At 75.0% G+C, this 15,750-nt stretch carries 17 protein-coding genes; 4 read left to right on the forward strand and 13 right to left on the reverse strand.

Features of this window, described 5'->3' with window-relative positions; genetic code table 11:
* The first annotated feature begins 13 nt into the window (after positions 1-13).
* Together B9L22_RS18735 and B9L22_RS18740 are read left to right on the forward strand one after the other, a co-directional pair.
* Positions 14-487 (forward strand): hypothetical protein, encoded by a 474-nt coding sequence (locus tag B9L22_RS18735; protein ID WP_061267660.1) that lies wholly within the window; start codon positions 14-16, stop codon positions 485-487.
* Between the two features lies 1 nt (position 488).
* Positions 489-1,070, forward strand: coding sequence for a shikimate kinase (locus tag B9L22_RS18740; RefSeq protein WP_086151482.1), 582 nt, complete (start codon positions 489-491; stop codon positions 1,068-1,070).
* Positions 1,071-1,103: 33 nt separating this feature from the next.
* Here the strand turns inward: B9L22_RS18740 and B9L22_RS18745 are convergent, their stop codons facing one another.
* The gene (locus tag B9L22_RS18745) at positions 1,104-2,567 is read right to left on the reverse strand and encodes an NAD(P)H-quinone dehydrogenase (protein ID WP_061267658.1); all 1,464 of its coding nucleotides are present in this window, start codon (positions 2,565-2,567) and stop codon (positions 1,104-1,106) included.
* A gap of 121 nt (positions 2,568-2,688) precedes the next feature.
* Here B9L22_RS18745 and B9L22_RS18750 point away from each other — a divergent pair, with 121 nt between their 5' ends.
* On the forward strand, positions 2,689-3,540 hold the full coding sequence (locus tag B9L22_RS18750) for a purine-nucleoside phosphorylase (RefSeq protein ID WP_043651298.1): 852 nt from the start codon (positions 2,689-2,691) through the stop codon (positions 3,538-3,540).
* Position 3,541: 1 nt separating this feature from the next.
* Positions 3,542-5,386 (forward strand): phospho-sugar mutase, encoded by a 1,845-nt coding sequence (locus B9L22_RS18755; protein ID WP_086151483.1) that lies wholly within the window; start codon positions 3,542-3,544, stop codon positions 5,384-5,386.
* Positions 5,387-5,447: 61 nt separating this feature from the next.
* Here B9L22_RS18755 and B9L22_RS18760 read toward each other — a convergent pair whose 3' ends face one another.
* The 12 genes from B9L22_RS18760 to B9L22_RS18815 all read right to left on the reverse strand — a co-directional run bounded on the left by B9L22_RS18760 (position 5,448) and on the right by B9L22_RS18815 (position 15,640).
* Positions 5,448-5,675, reverse strand: coding sequence for a hypothetical protein (locus tag B9L22_RS18760; RefSeq protein WP_086151484.1), 228 nt, complete (start codon positions 5,673-5,675; stop codon positions 5,448-5,450).
* 4 nt (positions 5,676-5,679) lie between these two features.
* Positions 5,680-6,405, reverse strand: coding sequence for a deoxyribose-phosphate aldolase (gene deoC, locus B9L22_RS18765; RefSeq protein ID WP_086151485.1), 726 nt, complete (start codon positions 6,403-6,405; stop codon positions 5,680-5,682).
* The gene (locus B9L22_RS18770; protein ID WP_086151486.1) at positions 6,402-7,532 is read right to left on the reverse strand and encodes an adenosine deaminase; all 1,131 of its coding nucleotides are present in this window, start codon (positions 7,530-7,532) and stop codon (positions 6,402-6,404) included. Before B9L22_RS18770 ends, deoC begins: the two co-directional genes overlap by 4 nt.
* Positions 7,533-7,595: 63 nt before the next feature.
* On the reverse strand, positions 7,596-7,835 hold the full coding sequence (locus B9L22_RS18775; RefSeq protein WP_009863298.1) for a hypothetical protein: 240 nt from the start codon (positions 7,833-7,835) through the stop codon (positions 7,596-7,598).
* A gap of 28 nt (positions 7,836-7,863) precedes the next feature.
* Positions 7,864-8,823 carry a hypothetical protein gene (locus tag B9L22_RS18780; protein ID WP_086151487.1) on the reverse strand — a complete coding sequence of 320 codons (960 nt, stop codon included), beginning with the start codon at positions 8,821-8,823 and terminating at the stop codon, positions 7,864-7,866.
* Positions 8,820-9,170 carry a DUF202 domain-containing protein gene (locus tag B9L22_RS19840; protein WP_158097228.1) on the reverse strand — a complete coding sequence of 117 codons (351 nt, stop codon included), beginning with the start codon at positions 9,168-9,170 and terminating at the stop codon, positions 8,820-8,822. The genes B9L22_RS18780 and B9L22_RS19840 overlap by 4 nt, the downstream gene beginning before the upstream one ends.
* Positions 9,167-9,574, reverse strand: a complete 408-nt coding sequence (locus tag B9L22_RS18790; RefSeq protein ID WP_233140236.1) for a YidH family protein — start codon at positions 9,572-9,574, stop codon at positions 9,167-9,169. The genes B9L22_RS19840 and B9L22_RS18790 overlap by 4 nt, the downstream gene beginning before the upstream one ends.
* A gap of 2 nt (positions 9,575-9,576) precedes the next feature.
* Positions 9,577-10,911 carry a thymidine phosphorylase gene (locus B9L22_RS18795; RefSeq protein ID WP_061267697.1) on the reverse strand — a complete coding sequence of 445 codons (1,335 nt, stop codon included), beginning with the start codon at positions 10,909-10,911 and terminating at the stop codon, positions 9,577-9,579.
* A 29-nt stretch (positions 10,912-10,940) separates the two neighbouring features.
* The gene (locus tag B9L22_RS18800; RefSeq protein ID WP_021482587.1) at positions 10,941-11,405 is read right to left on the reverse strand and encodes a cytidine deaminase; all 465 of its coding nucleotides are present in this window, start codon (positions 11,403-11,405) and stop codon (positions 10,941-10,943) included.
* A 7-nt stretch (positions 11,406-11,412) separates the two neighbouring features.
* A complete protein-coding gene (locus tag B9L22_RS18805; protein ID WP_034651148.1) occupies positions 11,413-12,708 on the reverse strand; it encodes an ABC transporter permease in 1,296 nt (431 codons plus the stop codon).
* A complete protein-coding gene (locus B9L22_RS18810) occupies positions 12,705-14,021 on the reverse strand; it encodes an ABC transporter permease (RefSeq protein ID WP_076405246.1) in 1,317 nt (438 codons plus the stop codon). The genes B9L22_RS18805 and B9L22_RS18810 overlap by 4 nt, the downstream gene beginning before the upstream one ends.
* Positions 14,018-15,640, reverse strand: coding sequence for an ABC transporter ATP-binding protein (locus B9L22_RS18815; RefSeq protein ID WP_051027470.1), 1,623 nt, complete (start codon positions 15,638-15,640; stop codon positions 14,018-14,020). Before B9L22_RS18815 ends, B9L22_RS18810 begins: the two co-directional genes overlap by 4 nt.
* Positions 15,641-15,750: the final 110 nt, after the last annotated feature.

The raw sequence follows: 15,750 nt of genomic DNA on the forward strand, positions 1-15,750 counted from the left end.
TTAGGGTCGACGGGTGCGCATCGAGCTGACCGTGACCGAGGCCGTCGAGATCGCCCGCGCGACGGGCGGCCTGCCGCCGTACGTGCGGTCGGTCGCGAGCGAGGGCGACGACGTGCGGGTCGTCGTCGACCTCCGCGAGGTGCCCGACCCGCCGTCGGCCCTCCGGCTCGCGGCCCGGCTCGTCCCGGTCGTCCGCGCGACGCTGCGCGTGGAGTCCGTCGTCGCGGGCACCGCGGTGCTCGCGGTCGAGGCGAGCGCGGCCGGCCTGCCCGCCCACAAGCTCCTCGGCTTCGTCGAGGCGCCGCTGCAGGGCGCGCTGCGCTCGCACGGCCTGCCGCCCGAGGCCGTGCGCGTGCTGCCCGAGGCGCGCGTCGCGGTCGACGTGCAGGCGCTCCTGGGCGGCGTGCTCGAGCACACGTTCCCCGGCTTCCAGCTCACCGAGCTCGCGTGGGCGGACGGGAGCCTGCGTCTCGACGGACGGCTCTGACGTGCCGGGTGCTCGTCCCCCGGCTCCCGTCCTCGTCCTGCTCGGTCCCGCGGCGACCGGCAAGTCGACGCTCGGCGCGCTCGTCGCGCAGCGGCTCGGGGTGCCCTTCGTCGACCTCGACGCCGTGGCCGACCGCTACTACCCCGAGGTCGGCTGGAGCGTCGAGCGCCTCGTCGAGCGCGTCGGCGTGGTGGGCCGCGTGGCGGCCGAGCGCGAGTGGGAGCCGGCCCGCGCGCACGCGACGGAGCGCGCGGTCGCGGAGCACCCGGGCTCGGTGCTGGCGCTCGGCGCGGGGCACGCGTCGTACACCGACCCCGCGCAGCTCGCCCGCGTCCGCGCCGCGCTCGCGCCCGTCCCGCACGTCGTCCTCGTGCTGCCGAGCACCGACCGCGAGCACGCGCTCGGCGTGCTGCGTGCCCGTTCCCTCGCCGCCAAGGGCACCGACTGGCGACCCGCGGGGCACGACTTCCTCGCCGAGTGGTTCGACGACCCGGGGACGCGGAGCCTCGCGCACCGCACGTTCGTCACGGGCACCGAGGACCCGGCCGCGAGCGCCCGCCGGCTGGTCGCCGCGCTCGGCTGAGGCGCCGTGCCCGCCGAGACCGCCTGCGAGTGCTCAGTCCTCCCGGTGGTGCAGCATGCGCGCCACCTCGGCGATCGAGCCGCTGAGCGACGGGTAGACGGTGAAGGCCGACGCGACGTCGTCGACCGTGAGGCGGTGCGAGACCGCGAGCGTGATGGGGAACACGAGCTCGCTCGCGCGCGGCGCGACGACCACGCCGCCCAGCACGACCCCCGCCTCCGGGTGGGCGAACAGCTTGACGAAGCCGTCGCGCATGCCGAGCATCTTGGCGCGCGGGTTGCGCGCGAGCGGCAGGACGGTCGTGACGTACTTGCTGCTCTGCGCCTTGAGCTGCTCCTCGCTGTACCCGACGGTCGCGATCTCGGGCGCGGTGAAGATGTTCGCCGCGACGGTGCGCAGCTTGATCGGCACGACGGCGTCGCCGAGCGCGTGCGACATGGCGACGCGGCCCTGCATCGCCGCGACGGACGCGAGGGGCAGCACGCCGGTGCAGTCGCCCGCCGCGTAGATCCCGCGCACCGACGTGCGCGACACCTTGTCGACCTCGACGTGCCCGCTGGGCGTGAGCCGGACCCCGGCCTCCTCGAGGCCGATGCCGCTCGTCGAGGGGATCGCGCCGACGGCGATGAGCACGTGCGAGCCCTCGACGACGCGGCCGTCGGAGAGCGTGACGCGCACGCCGTCCTCGGTGCGCTCCGCGGACTCGGCGCGCGAGCGGGACATGACCGTCATGCCGCGCGAGCGGAACACCCCCTCGAGCAGCTCGGCGGCGTCGGCGTCCTCGCCGGGGAGCACGCGGTCGCGGCTCGACACGAGCACGACGTCCGAGCCCAGCGCGTTGTACGCGCCTGCGAACTCGGCGCCGGTGACGCCCGACCCCACGACGACGAGCCGCTCCGGAAGCTCGGAGAGGTTGTAGAGCTGCGTCCACGTGAGGATGCGCTCGCCGTCGGGCTGCGCGGTCGGGAGCACGCGCGGCGTCGCGCCGAGCGCGAGCAGGATGACGTCGGCGTCGAGCACGAGCGGGCCGTCGGTGCCGTCGGGCGCGTCGACCACGACGCGCTCGGGGCCGTCGAGCCGGCCCTCGCCGATGACGACGCGCACGCCCTCGCGCTCGAGCCGGGCGTGGATGTCGGCGGACTGCGCCGCCGCGAGCGCCATGACGCGCGTGTTGACGGCCTCGAGGTCGACGATGTGCCGCCGCATCGCGGGGTGCTGCGCCTTGGCCGTGTCGACGGGCAGGCGGATGCCGAGCTCGGCGGCGCGCTCGGCGATCGTCATCCAGTCGGCGGTGGCGATGAGCGTCTTCGAGGGGACGACGTCCGTCAGGACGGCCGCGCCGCCGAGCCCGTGGCGCTCGACGACGGTGACGTCGGCGCCGAGGCGACGGGCGACGAGGGCGGCCTCGTAGCCGCCGGGCCCACCCCCCACGACGACGATGCGGGTGCTGTCCGGGGCGGTCGAGGAGTCCATGCTCACGTGCGTCACGCCGGACATTCTGTCAGGCCGTCGCGTCCCTCGGTGTCAGCATGCGAGACGTCGCGGCAGGTCCGGCGTGCCGCGCGGGGCGGCGGTGCTCGTCAGGTCGCGGGCCCGGGGACGGACTAGCCTTGCGACCATGACGACGACGCCTCCGAGCACACCCCCGCTCGACGATCCCGCGACCGACCCCTTCCTCGTGGCCCGGGCCGCGGCCGACCACATCGCGCAGGCCACCGGGGTCGAGGGCCACGACATGGCCCTCGTGCTCGGGTCGGGCTGGGGCGGCGCCGCGGAGCTGCTCGGCGAGGTCGTCGCGGAGGTCCCGACGCACGAGATCCCCGGCTTCTCCGCACCCGCGGTCGCGGGGCACCTCTCGGTGACGCGGTCCATCCGGGTCGAGCGCGCCGACGGCTCGGTGCGGCACGCCCTCGTGCTCGGCTCGCGCACGCACCTGTACGAGGGCAAGGGGGTGCGCGCCGTCGTGCACGGCGTGCGCACGGCCGCCGCGACGGGCGCGGAGACCCTCATCCTCACGAACGGCTGCGGCGGGCTCAACCAGGAGTGGGGCGCGGGCACTCCCGTCCTCCTCTCCGACCACATCAACCTCACGGCCCGCAGCCCGCTGGAGGGGCCGACGTTCGTCGACCTCACCGACGTGTACTCGCCGCGCCTGCGCGAGCTCGCGCACCGCGTCGACCCGACGCTGCCCGAGGGCGTGTACGCCCAGTTCCCCGGGCCGCACTACGAGACGCCCGCCGAGGTGCGGATGGCCGGGGTCCTCGGTGCCGACCTCGTCGGCATGTCCACGACGCTCGAGGCCATCGCGGCCCGGCACTGCGGCCTGGAGGTGCTCGGCGTCTCGCTCGTGACGAACCTCGCCGCCGGGATCAGCCCGACGCCGCTCTCCCACGCCGAGGTCATCGAGGCCGGCCAGGCCGCGGGACCCCGGATCAGCGCCCTCCTGGCCGACATCGCGAAGCTGGTGTGACATGACGGACCGCACTGCGGGGCACCGGGCCGACCCGGCCGACGACCCGACCTTCGACCCGGGGACCGACCACGCGGCGTTCCTCGCGCGCGTCACGGCGTGGATCGACGACGACGTCGACGCCGGCGACCAGGACGAGCTGCGCCGTCTGCTCGAGCTCGTCGACTCCCCCGACCCGCGCAAGCACGACGTGCGCGTGCGCGCGCTCGCCGACCTGCAGGACCGGTTCTCCGGCCCGCTCGAGTTCGGCACGGCCGGGCTGCGCGGGCGCATGGAGGCGGGGCCGCACCGCATGAACCGCGCGGTCGTGATCCGCGCGGCCGCGGGCCTGGGCGCCTACCTCCTCGACACCCTGGGCCCGGCGGGCGCGGGTGGCGCGGCGCGACCGCGCGTCGTCGTCGGGTTCGACGCGCGGCACCGCTCCCGCACGTTCGCGGTGGACAGCGCGGCCGTGCTCACCGCGGCGGGCCTCGACGTGCTCGTCCTGCCGTCGGCCCTGCCGACGCCCGTCCTCGCCTTCGCGGTGCGCCACCTCGGCGCCGACGCGGGCGTCATGGTGACCGCGAGCCACAACCCGCCCGCCGACAACGGGTACAAGGTCTACCTGGGCGGCCGCGTCGTCACCGACTCCGGCCAGGGCGCCCAGATCGTCCCGCCGTACGACGCGCACATCGCCGCCGCGATCGCGGCCGTCGGGCCGGCGCGGTCCGTCCCGCGCGCGTCGTCCGGGTGGACCGTGCTGGACCGCGAGGTCGTCGTCGCCTACGAGCGGTCGGTCCTCGCGCTGTCCGACGGCGCACGGCGCGACCTCAAGGTCGTCACCACGGCGCTGCACGGCGTGGGCGGCGAGACGGTCGCGCACGTCCTGCGCGACGCGGGCTTCACGACGGTCGTGCCGGTCGAGGAGCAGCTCGACCCGAACCCCGACTTCCCGTCCGTCGCGTTCCCCAACCCGGAGGAGCCGGGCGCGATGGACCTCGCGCTCGCCGTCGCGCAGGACGCGGCGGCCGACGTCGTGCTCGCCAACGACCCCGACGCCGACCGGTGCGCCGTCGCGGTGCTCGACCCGCGCGTCGGGACCTACCAGGGCGCGGAGACGGCCCGGTCGAACGGCTGGCGCATGCTGCACGGCGACGAGGTCGGCGCGCTCCTGGGGGACGACGTCGCGCGTCGCGTCGCCGCGTCGGGCGCCTCGGGGGGCGTGCTCGCCTGCTCGATCGTGTCGTCGCGGCTGCTGGGCAAGATCGCGGCCGCGCACGGGCTCGGCTTCGCGACGACGCTCACCGGGTTCAAGTGGATCTCGCGCGTCGACGGCCTCGTGTTCGGCTACGAGGAGGCGCTCGGCTACTGCGTCGACCCGGCCCACGTGCGGGACAAGGACGGCATCAGCGCGGCGCTGCTCGTCGCGCAGCTCGCGAACCGCCTCAAGGCCGAGGGGCGCTCGATCGTCGACGCGCTCGACGACCTCGCGCGCGCCCACGGCCTGCACGTGAGCGACCAGCTCTCCGCCCGGTTCGAGGACCTGGACCGCATCGGCGAGACGATGGCCCACCTGCGGGCCGCTCCCCCGCGCACCCTCGCGGGGGCCGGCGTCTCCGACGTCACCGACCTCTCCGCGGGCCTGGACGGGCTCCCGCCGACGGACGGCGTGCGGATCCTCACCGCGGACGGCACGCGCGTCATCGTGCGCCCGAGCGGCACCGAGCCGAAGGTCAAGTGCTACCTGGAGGTCGTGGTCCCGGTCGCCCCGGACGCCTCGCACGACGACCTCACCGCGGCCCGCGCCTTCGCCCGCGACCGCCTCGACCGCGTCAAGGCCGACATGACGCGCGCGCTCGGCCTCTGAGCCACCACGGGCCGGGGTCCCCGGTCGCCGGAACGTTCCGGTGACCGGGGACCCCGGCTCGTCAGCCCTCCGCGACGGCGGCGAGGAACGCGTCCAGCGGTACCCGCTCCTCGCCGTCGGGCGGGAGGACGCCGGCGATCACGGCGACGCGCTCCGCCCGGAAGAGCTCGACGTCCACGACGTCCCCGGGGATCTCGGTCCAGCCGTCGCCCGAGGCCGACCATGCGGCCACCCGCGCGCGGGTGGCCGGTCCCGCCTCCGCCAGGAACAGGTCGAGGAGACGTGCCACGGCGTCAGTAGCCCGTGTCCCCCGCGGAGGGGGCGTCCGCGCCGTCGAACCCCGCGAGGACGGCGGCCGTGCCGGACAACCCGAGGCGCGTGGCGCCGTGCTCGATCATCGCGAGGGCGTCGGCGAGCGTGCGGACGCCGCCGGACGCCTTGACGCCCAGGCGACCGCCGACGGTCTCGGCCATGATCGAGACGGCGTGCGTGGAGGCACCACCCGCGGGGTGGAACCCGGTCGAGGTCTTGACGAAGTCCGCGCCCGCCGCCTCGGACGCGCGGCACGCCTCGACGATCTCGTGGTCCGTGAGCGCGGCGGACTCGATGATGACCTTGAGGACCCTGTCGGCAGGGACGGCGGCACGGACGGCCGCGACGTCGTCGCGCACCGCGTCCCACGCGCCGGCCTTGGCCGCGCCGACGTCGATGACCATGTCGACCTCGTCGGCGCCGTCGCGGACGGACCGGGCCGCCTCGAACGCCTTGACGTCGCTGTGGTGCTTGCCCGACGGGAAGCCGCACACCGTCGCGACGAGCAGCCCGCGCTCGCGCGTGGTCGCCGGGTCCAGGGGCAGCATCGACGGGGAGACGCACACGGAGTAGACGCCCAGGCGGACGCCCTCCTCGACGAGCGCCGCGACGTCCGCGGGGGTGGCCTCGGGCTTGAGCAGCGTGTGGTCGACGAAGCGGGCCAGGCCCGCCGCGTCCAGGGGCTGCGTGCCGGTCGTGTCGCTCACAGCTGCGCTCCCTCGATCTGCTGGTAGCCGGGGAGGATCACGTCGTCGACGAGCGCACGACGCTCGTCGTGGTGCACGAACGCGCTCCACGCGGCGGTCATCGTGACGTCCGCGAGGTCGTCGATGGTCCAGCCGGCGTGCTCGACGAGGAGCGCCATCTCCTGGGTCATCGTCGTGCGCGACATGAGCCGGTTGTCGGTGTTGAGCGTGACCGCGAAGTCGAGCTCCTTGAGGCGCGTGATCGGGTGGTCCGCGATCGACGTCGCCGCCCCGGTCTGCACGTTCGACGACGGGCACAGCTCGAGCGGGACCTGGTGGTCGCGGACCCAGTGCGCGAGGAGGCCGAGCGCGGCCGTCCCGGGCTCGCCCTCGGCGCTGTGCGGGAACTCCGGGTCGAACGCGATGTCCTCGACGATGCGGACGCCGTGACCGATGCGGCTCGCCTGGCCGAGGTGCACGGCCTCGGCGATCGACTGCGGTCCCGCCGCCTCGCCCGCGTGGATCGTCACGGGGAAGTTCTGCTCGGCCAGGTAGCGCCAGATCTCGACGTGGCGCGAGGGCGGGAAGCCGTCCTCCGCGCCCGCGATGTCGAACCCGACGACGCCGTTCCCGCGGTTCGCGACCGCGAGCTCCGCGATCTCCGACCAGCGGTCGGCGTGCCGCATCGCGGTGACGAGCTGCCCGACGCGGATGGTCCGCCCCTCCGCGGCCGCCTCGGCGACGCCCTGCTCCATGCCGGACTGCACGGCGTCGACCGTCTCCTGGAGGGTGAGGCCGCGCTGGAGGTGCTGCTCGGGCGCCCAGCGCTGCTCGGCGTACACGACGCCGTCGCGGGCGAGGTCGAGCACGGCCTCGCGCGCCACGCGGGCGAGGGCGTCGCGCGTCTGCATGACGGCGATCGTGTGGTCGAACGTCTCGAGGTAGCGCACCAGCGACCCGGAGTCCGCGGACTCCGCGAACCAGGCGCCGAGCGCCTCGGCGTCGTCCGCGGGGAGCTGGTGCCCCACGTCGGCGGCGAGCTCGAGGATCGTGGCGGGGCGGAGCCCGCCGTCGAGGTGGTCGTGCAGCACGACCTTGGGCAGCGCGCGGATGACGTCGACCGTCAGCGGGGCGTTCTCGGTGGTCATGCGCTCACGGTACCGGCCGGTACGCCCCGCCTCGCGCCGAGCGCACCGGCCGGGTGCGGACGGTCAGGCGTAGTCGTCGTCGCTGCCGGGCACGGCGGACGCCTGCTCGACGACGTCGGCCTCGGCGGCCTCGCCCTCCAGGTCGGGGCGCGGGGTGCGCGGCTGGTACTCGTCGACCTCGTGCACGGGGTCCTCGACCCCGGGGTCGTCGTCCTCGACCTCTTCCACCAGGCTGACGGCGTCCTCGCCCTGCTCGTCCAGACCGGCGTCCCGCCATGCGTCGTTCCCGGGCACGGTGCTCATCGCGACTCCTCCTCGACGATCGGCGTGCTCACCACGGTCGTGGCGGCTGCGCCCATCCTGCCGCCGGGCGCGCGGCCTCGCCAGCGCGGCCGTCGGGCAGGAGCGCCCAGCACACGTGCGGCCAGCCCCCGAGCGCGCGGCGCACGGCGGGCACCCGGGCACCGTCGAGGAGCGCGCCCGCCGCGACGGTGCGGAGCGTGCCCGACGACGGCTCGTAGACCCGGCACCACCTCGCCCCGGCGTCGGCGTCGGTGAGGAGAACGACGTGGCGCGGGACGGCGGTCGCGAGCCCGAGCGCGAGGTCTCCCCCGGTGAAGAGCGGCACGGGCACGCCGCGCGCCGCGGCGGCGAGCGCGGCTCCCACGACGCGCTGCGCGCCCGGCCCCGCGACGACCCGGTCCACGAACCGCACGTCCGCGTGGCGTGCCGTCCGGGCGGCGCCCCAGGGCGGCGTCCCGAGCGCCGCGGGCCACGGCAGCGGCCCGAGCGCGCGCCGGTTCGTGCGGCGCTTGAGCGTCTGCTGGAGCGTCCGGAACCGCTCGACGCCGCCCCGCGCGCGAGCGTCCTCCGGGTCGTACCGTGCGGCGTCCCCCGGGCGCAGCCCGGTGGCGAGCCACAGGGCGAGCACCGGGTCGCCCGCCGCGGCGAGGAGGCCGAGCACGGCCGAGCCGCACGTCGTGCCGTCGGTCTGGCGCGCGGGCGCGCCCGCGATCTCCAGCGTCCGGACCGCGGGCCCTTCGCCAGGTCCGTCGAGCCTGCGCAGCGGGTCGACGACGGCACGCCGGTCCGCAGGCCGCAGCGCGACGAGGGTCGTCGCGAACGCACGCACGCGGTGCTCCGGGTGCCCCGCGCGGCGCGCGAGGTCGAGCACGTGGGAGGTCGCGGCGTCGGGCGCGTAGGCGCCGGGCGGCGGGGGCGGCGGCAAGGTGCGCGCCGGGAGGAGGCGCGCGACGTCGGTCGCCCGCAGCGCCCCCGGCCCGCGCCTCACGCGGCACCGCCGAGGACCCGGCCGAACGCCCAGGCCGCGCCCACGAGGGCGAGCACGACGACGAGGCCAGCGACGCGCACGAGGAACGACCACGAGCGGAGCCGCCCGTCGCGCGGGAGGCCCCCCGTCGGCGTCCGCAGCACGGCGAGGACGAGCGCGAGCACGGCGACCGCGACCGCCGCGCACACCGTGACCACGGAACCGGAGCGCAGCCCGGCCGCGGCGAGCACGAGCGCCCCCACCACGACGCCCAGCACCGTGCGCTGCCACGCGAGCGCCGTGCGCTCGGGCTGCAGGCCCTCGTCCCGCGGCGGCACGGCGCCGGGCTCCCCCGACGGCACGCTCACCCTCCGGTCGCCGCCCCGACGGCGTAGCCCGCGAGCAGCAGGGCCAGCACGACGACGCCGACGACGAGCACCGGCAGGCCGCTCGGCGCCGGGAGGCGCCACCGCAGCCGCAGGGCCCGCTCGTTGCGGCGCCACGACACGAGCGCGTAGCCCGCGAACCCGGCGCCGGCGAGGCACGCGACCCCCGCGACGACGTCGAGCAGGCCCGCCATGCCCGCGAACGTCGCGAACGACGTCAGCGCGACGCCGCCCGCGACCAGGCCCAGCCCGGTGCGCACCCACGCGAGCGCGGTGCGCTCGTTGGCGAGGCTGAACCGTGCGTCGGGCTCGGTCCCCACGCCGTACACCGACCGCGGCCGACGCGTGTCGGCCGGCTCGCGCGGGGCCTGCTCGTCGCCCGTCACGCTCAGTCGACGCGGTCCAGGACGACCGAGCCGCGCTCGACCACGGTGCCTGGCTCCGCGACGGACCACGCGCCGTCGAGGGCCTGCACCGCGCGCTCGAAGCGCTCCGGGGTGTCGGTGTGCAGGGTCATGAGGTGCTGACCCTTGCGGACGGTGTCGCCGGGCTTGGCGAAGAGCTCGACGCCCGCGCCCGCCTGCACCGGGTCCTCCTTGCGGGCCCGGCCCGCCCCGAGGCGCCACGCGGCGACCCCGACGGCGTACGCGTCGAGCCGTTCGAGCACCCCGTCGCGGTCGGCCACGACGTGCTCGCGCTCGCGCGCGACGGGCAGCGGGGCGCGCGAGTCGCCGCCCTGCTCCGCGATCATCTCGCGCCACTTGTCGAGCGCGCGCCCGCCCAGGAGGGCGTGGCGCACGTCGTCCTCGTCCTGCGGGCGGCCCGCCCCGGCGAGCATCTCGAGCGCGAGCGCGACCGTGAGGTCGACGACGTCCTGCGGGCCCTCGCCCTTCATCACCTCGACGGACTCGCGCACCTCGAGCGCGTTGCCCGCCGTGAGGCCGAGCGGGGTCGACATGTCGGTGAGCAGCGCGACCGTGCGCACGCCGGCGTCGGTCCCGAGGTCGACCATCGTGCGCGCGAGCTCGCGCGCCGAGCCGAGCTCCTTCATGAAGGCGCCCGAGCCGACCTTGACGTCGAGCACGAGCGCGCCCGTGCCCTCCGCGATCTTCTTGCTCATGATCGAGCTCGCGATGAGCGGGATCGACTCGACCGTCCCCGTGACGTCGCGCAGCGCGTACAGGAGGCGGTCGGCGGGCGCGAGGCCCGAGCCCGCCTGGCAGATCACGGCGCCGACGTGCTCGAGCGCGTTCATCATCTGCGCGTTGGTCAGCGCCGCGCGCCACCCCGGGATCGCCTCGAGCTTGTCGAGCGTGCCGCCCGTGTGGCCCAGGCCGCGGCCGGAGAGCTGCGGCACCGCGACGCCGTACACCGCGACGAGCGGCGCGAGGGGCAGCGTGATCTTGTCGCCCACTCCCCCGGTCGAGTGCTTGTCCGCCGTCGGGCGCGAGAGCCCCGAGAAGTCCATGCGCTCGCCCGACGCGATCATCGCCTGCGTCCAGCGGCCGATCTCGGCGCGGTCCATGCCGTTGAGGTAGATCGCCATCGCGAGGGCGGCCATCTGCTCCTCGGCCACGACGCCGCGCGTGTAGGCGTCGATCACCCAGTCGATCTGCTCGGGCGCGAGCCGCGCCCCGTCGCGCTTGGTCCGGATGACGTCGACCGCGTCGAACGCCTCCGGGGCCGGCCCCTCGGTGCCGCGGTCCTCGCCGTCGTCCTCGATGCCGTCCTGCGTGGCCACGTCGTCGCTGGTCACGAGCGCTCCTCCAGATCCTCGGGCCCGAAGGCGTCGGGCAGCACGTCCCTCATCGTCTTGATACCACGCACCGTCTCGACCAGCAGGTCGGGCCCTCCGTGCTCCCACAGGAGCTGGCGGCACCGGCCGCACGGCATGAGCGGCGCGCCGTGCCGGTCGACGCACGCGAACGCCACGAGGCGGCCGCCGCCCGAGCCGACGAGCGAGCTCACGAGCGAGCACTCCGCGCACAGCGTCACGCCGTACGCGGCGTTCTCCACGTTGCAGCCGACGACGACGCGGCCGTCGTCCACGAGCGCGGCCGCACCCACGGGGAAGCCCGAGTACGGCGCGTAGGCGCGGGTCATGATGTCGCGCGCCGCGGTGCGCAGCGCGTCCCAGTCGACGGCCGGCCCGGCGGCGGACCCGTCCGGGTCCGTCCCCCCGCCCGGCCGGGTACCGCCGTCGTGCACGTCCGTCATGCCGTCCTCACTTGACGTAGGGGATGCCCTCGGCGGCCGGCGGGCGCACGCGCCCGACGAGGCCGGCGACGGCGAAGATCGTCACGACGTACGGCGTCATGAGCATGATCTGGCTCGGGATCGGCGTCCCGACGATGCCGAGCACCGTCTGGAGGTTGTCCGAGAACCCGAACAGGAGCGCCGCGACGAGCGCGCCGACCGGGTTCCAGCGCCCGAGGATCATCGCGGCGAGCGCGATGAAGCCCTTGCCGCCCGTCATCTCCTTGCCGAAGGCGAGCCCCGCGGCGACGGTGAAGAACGCGCCGCCGAGGCCGGCGACCGCGCCGCCGAGGATCGTGTTTCGCACGCGCGTCGCGTTGACCTTGATGCCGACGGTGTCGGCGGCCTTCGGGTGCTCGCCGACCGCGCGCAGGCGCAGGCCCCAGCGGCTGCGGAACAGGAAGACCTGCAGCAGGATCACGACCACGTACATGAGGTACACGAGGAGGGTCTGGCGGAACAGCACCGGCCCGACGACCGGGATCTGCGACAGCACCGGGATCTCGATGACGGGCAGCGGGTTGCGCGAGTTCCACGTCGCCGGGTCCGCGCTGAGGACCGTCGAGTAGAGGTAGCTCGTCACGCCGACGACCAGCACGTTGAGCACGACGCCGACGATGATCTGGTTCACCCAGTACTTCACGGAGAAGATCACGAGCAGCACGCCCACGAGCGCGCCCGCGATCGGCGCGGCGATGAGGCCGGCGTACGCCGACGACGTGAGCGAGGCGACGACCGCGGCGAGGAACGCCCCCGCGAGGAGCTGGCCCTCGATCGCGATGTTGATGATGCCGACGCGCTCGCACAGCACGCCGGAGAGCGCGCCGAACACGAGCGGGACCGCGAGGAAGAGCGAGCCCTGGAGCAGGCCCGTCAGCGGGATCGCCGACTTCCCGGCCCCGGCCCAGGAGAGGAACGCGAAGACGACCGCGACGCCGTACACGATCGGCAGCCACACGCCGACCTTGCGCCGGTCGCGCGCGGCCCAGAACGACAGGCCCGCGAGCAGCAGGGCGAGGATCGACAGGAACAGCGCCGCCCCGGTGGAGCTCACCGTGATCGGCTCGATCTGGAAGAAGTCCTTCGCCGTCGAGAGGCGGAACGTCGTCTGCTGGCCACCCGCGGGGAGCAGCGCGAAGAAGACGAGGGCCAGCAGCCCGATGACCCCGTACGCGACCGGGGCCTTCCAGCTGATGGGCGGCAGCGGCTTGGCCGCGCGCTCCGGCGCGGCGGCCGGTGCCGGGGTGGTGGTCGCGGTGCTCATGCTCCGGCCTCCTGGGTGGTCGTCGTGGTCGGGACGGCCTTCGCGCGGCGGCGGGCTGCCTGCCGTTCGGCGCGCGTCGGGCCGCCCGGGGTCGGGAGGCGGAAGATCGCCCGCACGAGCGGCGGCGCGGCGATGAAGAGCACGATCAGCGACTGCACGACGAGGACGATGTCGATCGGCGTGCCCGTGCGGGCCTGCATGACGAACCCGCCCGCGCGCAGCGCGCCGAACAGCAGGCCGGCGAGCACCGTCCCGAGCGGACGGGACCGCCCGAGCAGCGCCACCGTGATCGCGTCGAACCCGAAGCTCGCCGCGACGCCGGCCGTGAGGACGTGCTCCGTGCCGAGCACCTGCGCGCTGCCCGCGAGGCCCGCGAGCGCGCCCGCGATGGCCATGACCCACACCGTCGTCCACGGGACCGACATGCCCGCGGTCCGGGCCGCGTGCGGGTTCTCGCCGACGGCGCGGAAGCGGAAGCCGAGCGTCGAGCGCTCCATGAGCCACCACACGCCGACCGCGACGAGCAGCGCGAGGACGAACCCCGCGTGGAGGCGGAAGCCCTCGCCCAGCAGCAGCGGGAACTGCGCGTTCCCCGGGATGCGCGGGCTGATCGGGTTGGAGCTGCCCGGCGCCTGGAACGGCTTCGTCGTGAGCAGGTACGCGACGAGGTAGATCGCGATGTTGTTGAGCATGATCGTGACGATCACCTCGTGGGCGCCCGTGCGGGCCTTGAGCACGCCCGCGATGCTCGCCCACAGGGCCCCGCCGAGCGCGGCGCCCAGCACGGCGAGCAGGAGGTGCAGCCCCGGCGGGAGCGCGAACGTCCAGCCGACGAACCCGGCGAAGATGCCGCCGAGGATGATCTGGCCCTGCGCACCGATGTTGAACAGGCCCGCGCGGAAGCCGATGCCGAGCCCGAGTCCCGCGAGGATGAGCGGCGTCGCGACCGTCATCGTCTCGGTGAGGGGGCGCAGCGCCCGCGAGACGTCGGGCGCGTCGACGTTGAGGACCGCGCCCTGGAAGAGCGCGGCGTACGCGCCGAACACGGCGTCCCAGACGGCCTGGAAGAAGTCCGATGGGCGCGCGAAGAAGTAGGACGCTGCCTCCTGGACCGCGGGGTCGGCGGCCGCGATGAGGACGCCGCCCAGGATCAGCGCGGCGACGATCGCGAGCAGCGAGACGAGCCAGCTGCTCTCGAGCATCTCGCGCAGGACGCCCTGCCCGGCCGGCGCCTCCGGCTTCTGGGGGTCGCTCGGCGGTGCGGCCGTCGGCGGGAGCGCCGACGCGTCGTCGGGCGTGGCCTGCTGGGTCACTGGATCTCCTCCTCGCGGGCGGCGGCCGCGTCCTGCGCGGCGCCCGACGGCGCGTCCTCGGCGACGGCGTCCGCCTCGCCGAGGGTCGTGTGGTGCTCGGCGGCCTGCACGACGGCCTCCTCGAGCGGGACCCCGGCCATCATGAGGCCGAGGACGTCGCGGTCGGTGTCGCCGGGCACGACGCCGACGACGCGGCCGCGGTACATGACGGCGATCCGGTCGGCGAGGGCGAGCACCTCGTCGAGCTCCGTCGACACGATGATCACGGGGGTGCCGTTGTCGCGCTCCTGCACGATGCGCCGGTGCACGAACTCGATCGAGCCGACGTCGAGACCGCGCGTCGGCTGCGACGCGATGAACAGGCGCAGCGGGCGCGACATCTCGCGCGCGAGGACGACCTTCTGCTGGTTGCCGCCGGAGAGCGTGCCCGCCGGGGTCTCGACCGACTGGGTGCGCACGTCGAACTCGCCGATGCGCTGCTCGGCGTTCGCGCGGATCGTTCCGCGCGCGAGCGCGCCGCCGCGCGAGTAGGGCGCGGACGTCACGAGGTCGAGCACGAGGTTCTCCTCGACGGAGAACGTCCCGATGATCCCGTCGGTGCTGCGGTCCTCGGGCACGTAGCCCACGCCCGCCTCGAGCACCTGGGACACGCTGCGCCCCACGAGCTCCTTGCCGTCGAGCAGGATCGAGCCCGCGACCGGCTTGCGCAGCCCGACGATCGTCTCCGTGAGCTCGGTCTGGCCGTTGCCCTGGACCCCCGCGACGACGAGGATCTCGCCGCGCGCGACCTCCAGGCTCACGCGGTCGACGACGGCCGTGCCGGCGTCGTCCATGACCGTGAGCTCGTCGACGTGGAACGTGGTGTCACCGTTCTCCGCGGGCGCCTTGTCGACCCCGAGGGAGACGGAGCGCCCGACCATGAGGGACGCGAGCTCGGTCTCGCTCGCGCTCGGGTCGGCGGTGCCGACGACCTTGCCGCGGCGGATGACCGTGATGCGGTCGGCGACGGCGCGCACCTCGCGCAGCTTGTGCGTGATGAAGACGATCGACGTCCCCGCCGCCTTGAGCTCGCGCATGATGGCGATGAGCTCGTCCGTCTCCTGCGGCGTGAGGACGGCGGTCGGCTCGTCGAGGATGAGCACGCGCGCGTCGCGCGACAGGGCCTTGATGATCTCGACGCGCTGCTGCACGCCGACGGGGATGTCCTCGACCATCGCGTCCGGGTTCACCTCGAACCCGAACCGGTCCGAGATCTCCTGGACGAGGCGGCGCGCGCGGCGCGCGTCGATGAGACCCGCGCCCTTCACGGGCTCGTGCCCCAGCGCGACGTTCTCGGCGACGGTGAACACCGGGACGAGCATGAAGTGCTGGTGCACCATGCCGATACCGGCGGCCATCGCGTCGCCCGGGCCCGCGAACTGCACGGGCACGTCGTCGACGAGGATCTGCCCGTCGTCCGGGTCGTACAGCCCGTACAGCACGTTCATGAGCGTGCTCTTGCCCGCCCCGTTCTCCCCGAGCAGGGCATGGATCTCGCCGGGCTCGATGACCAGGTCGATGTGGTCGTTGGCGACCAGGGACCCGAAGACCTTCGTGATCCCTCGCAGCTCCAGCTTCACCGGTCTGCCTCTCCTCGTGCTTCGCAGTCGTACCGCGGTGTCGACCTCGATCCCGTCGAGGTACTCCATCGAACCGCACCCGCGGGAGCGCGGCGCGTCGTCGCGGCCCC

This window comes from Cellulosimicrobium sp. KWT-B, from assembly GCF_002127155.1.
Taxonomy (GTDB): domain Bacteria; phylum Actinomycetota; class Actinomycetes; order Actinomycetales; family Cellulomonadaceae; genus Cellulosimicrobium; species Cellulosimicrobium funkei.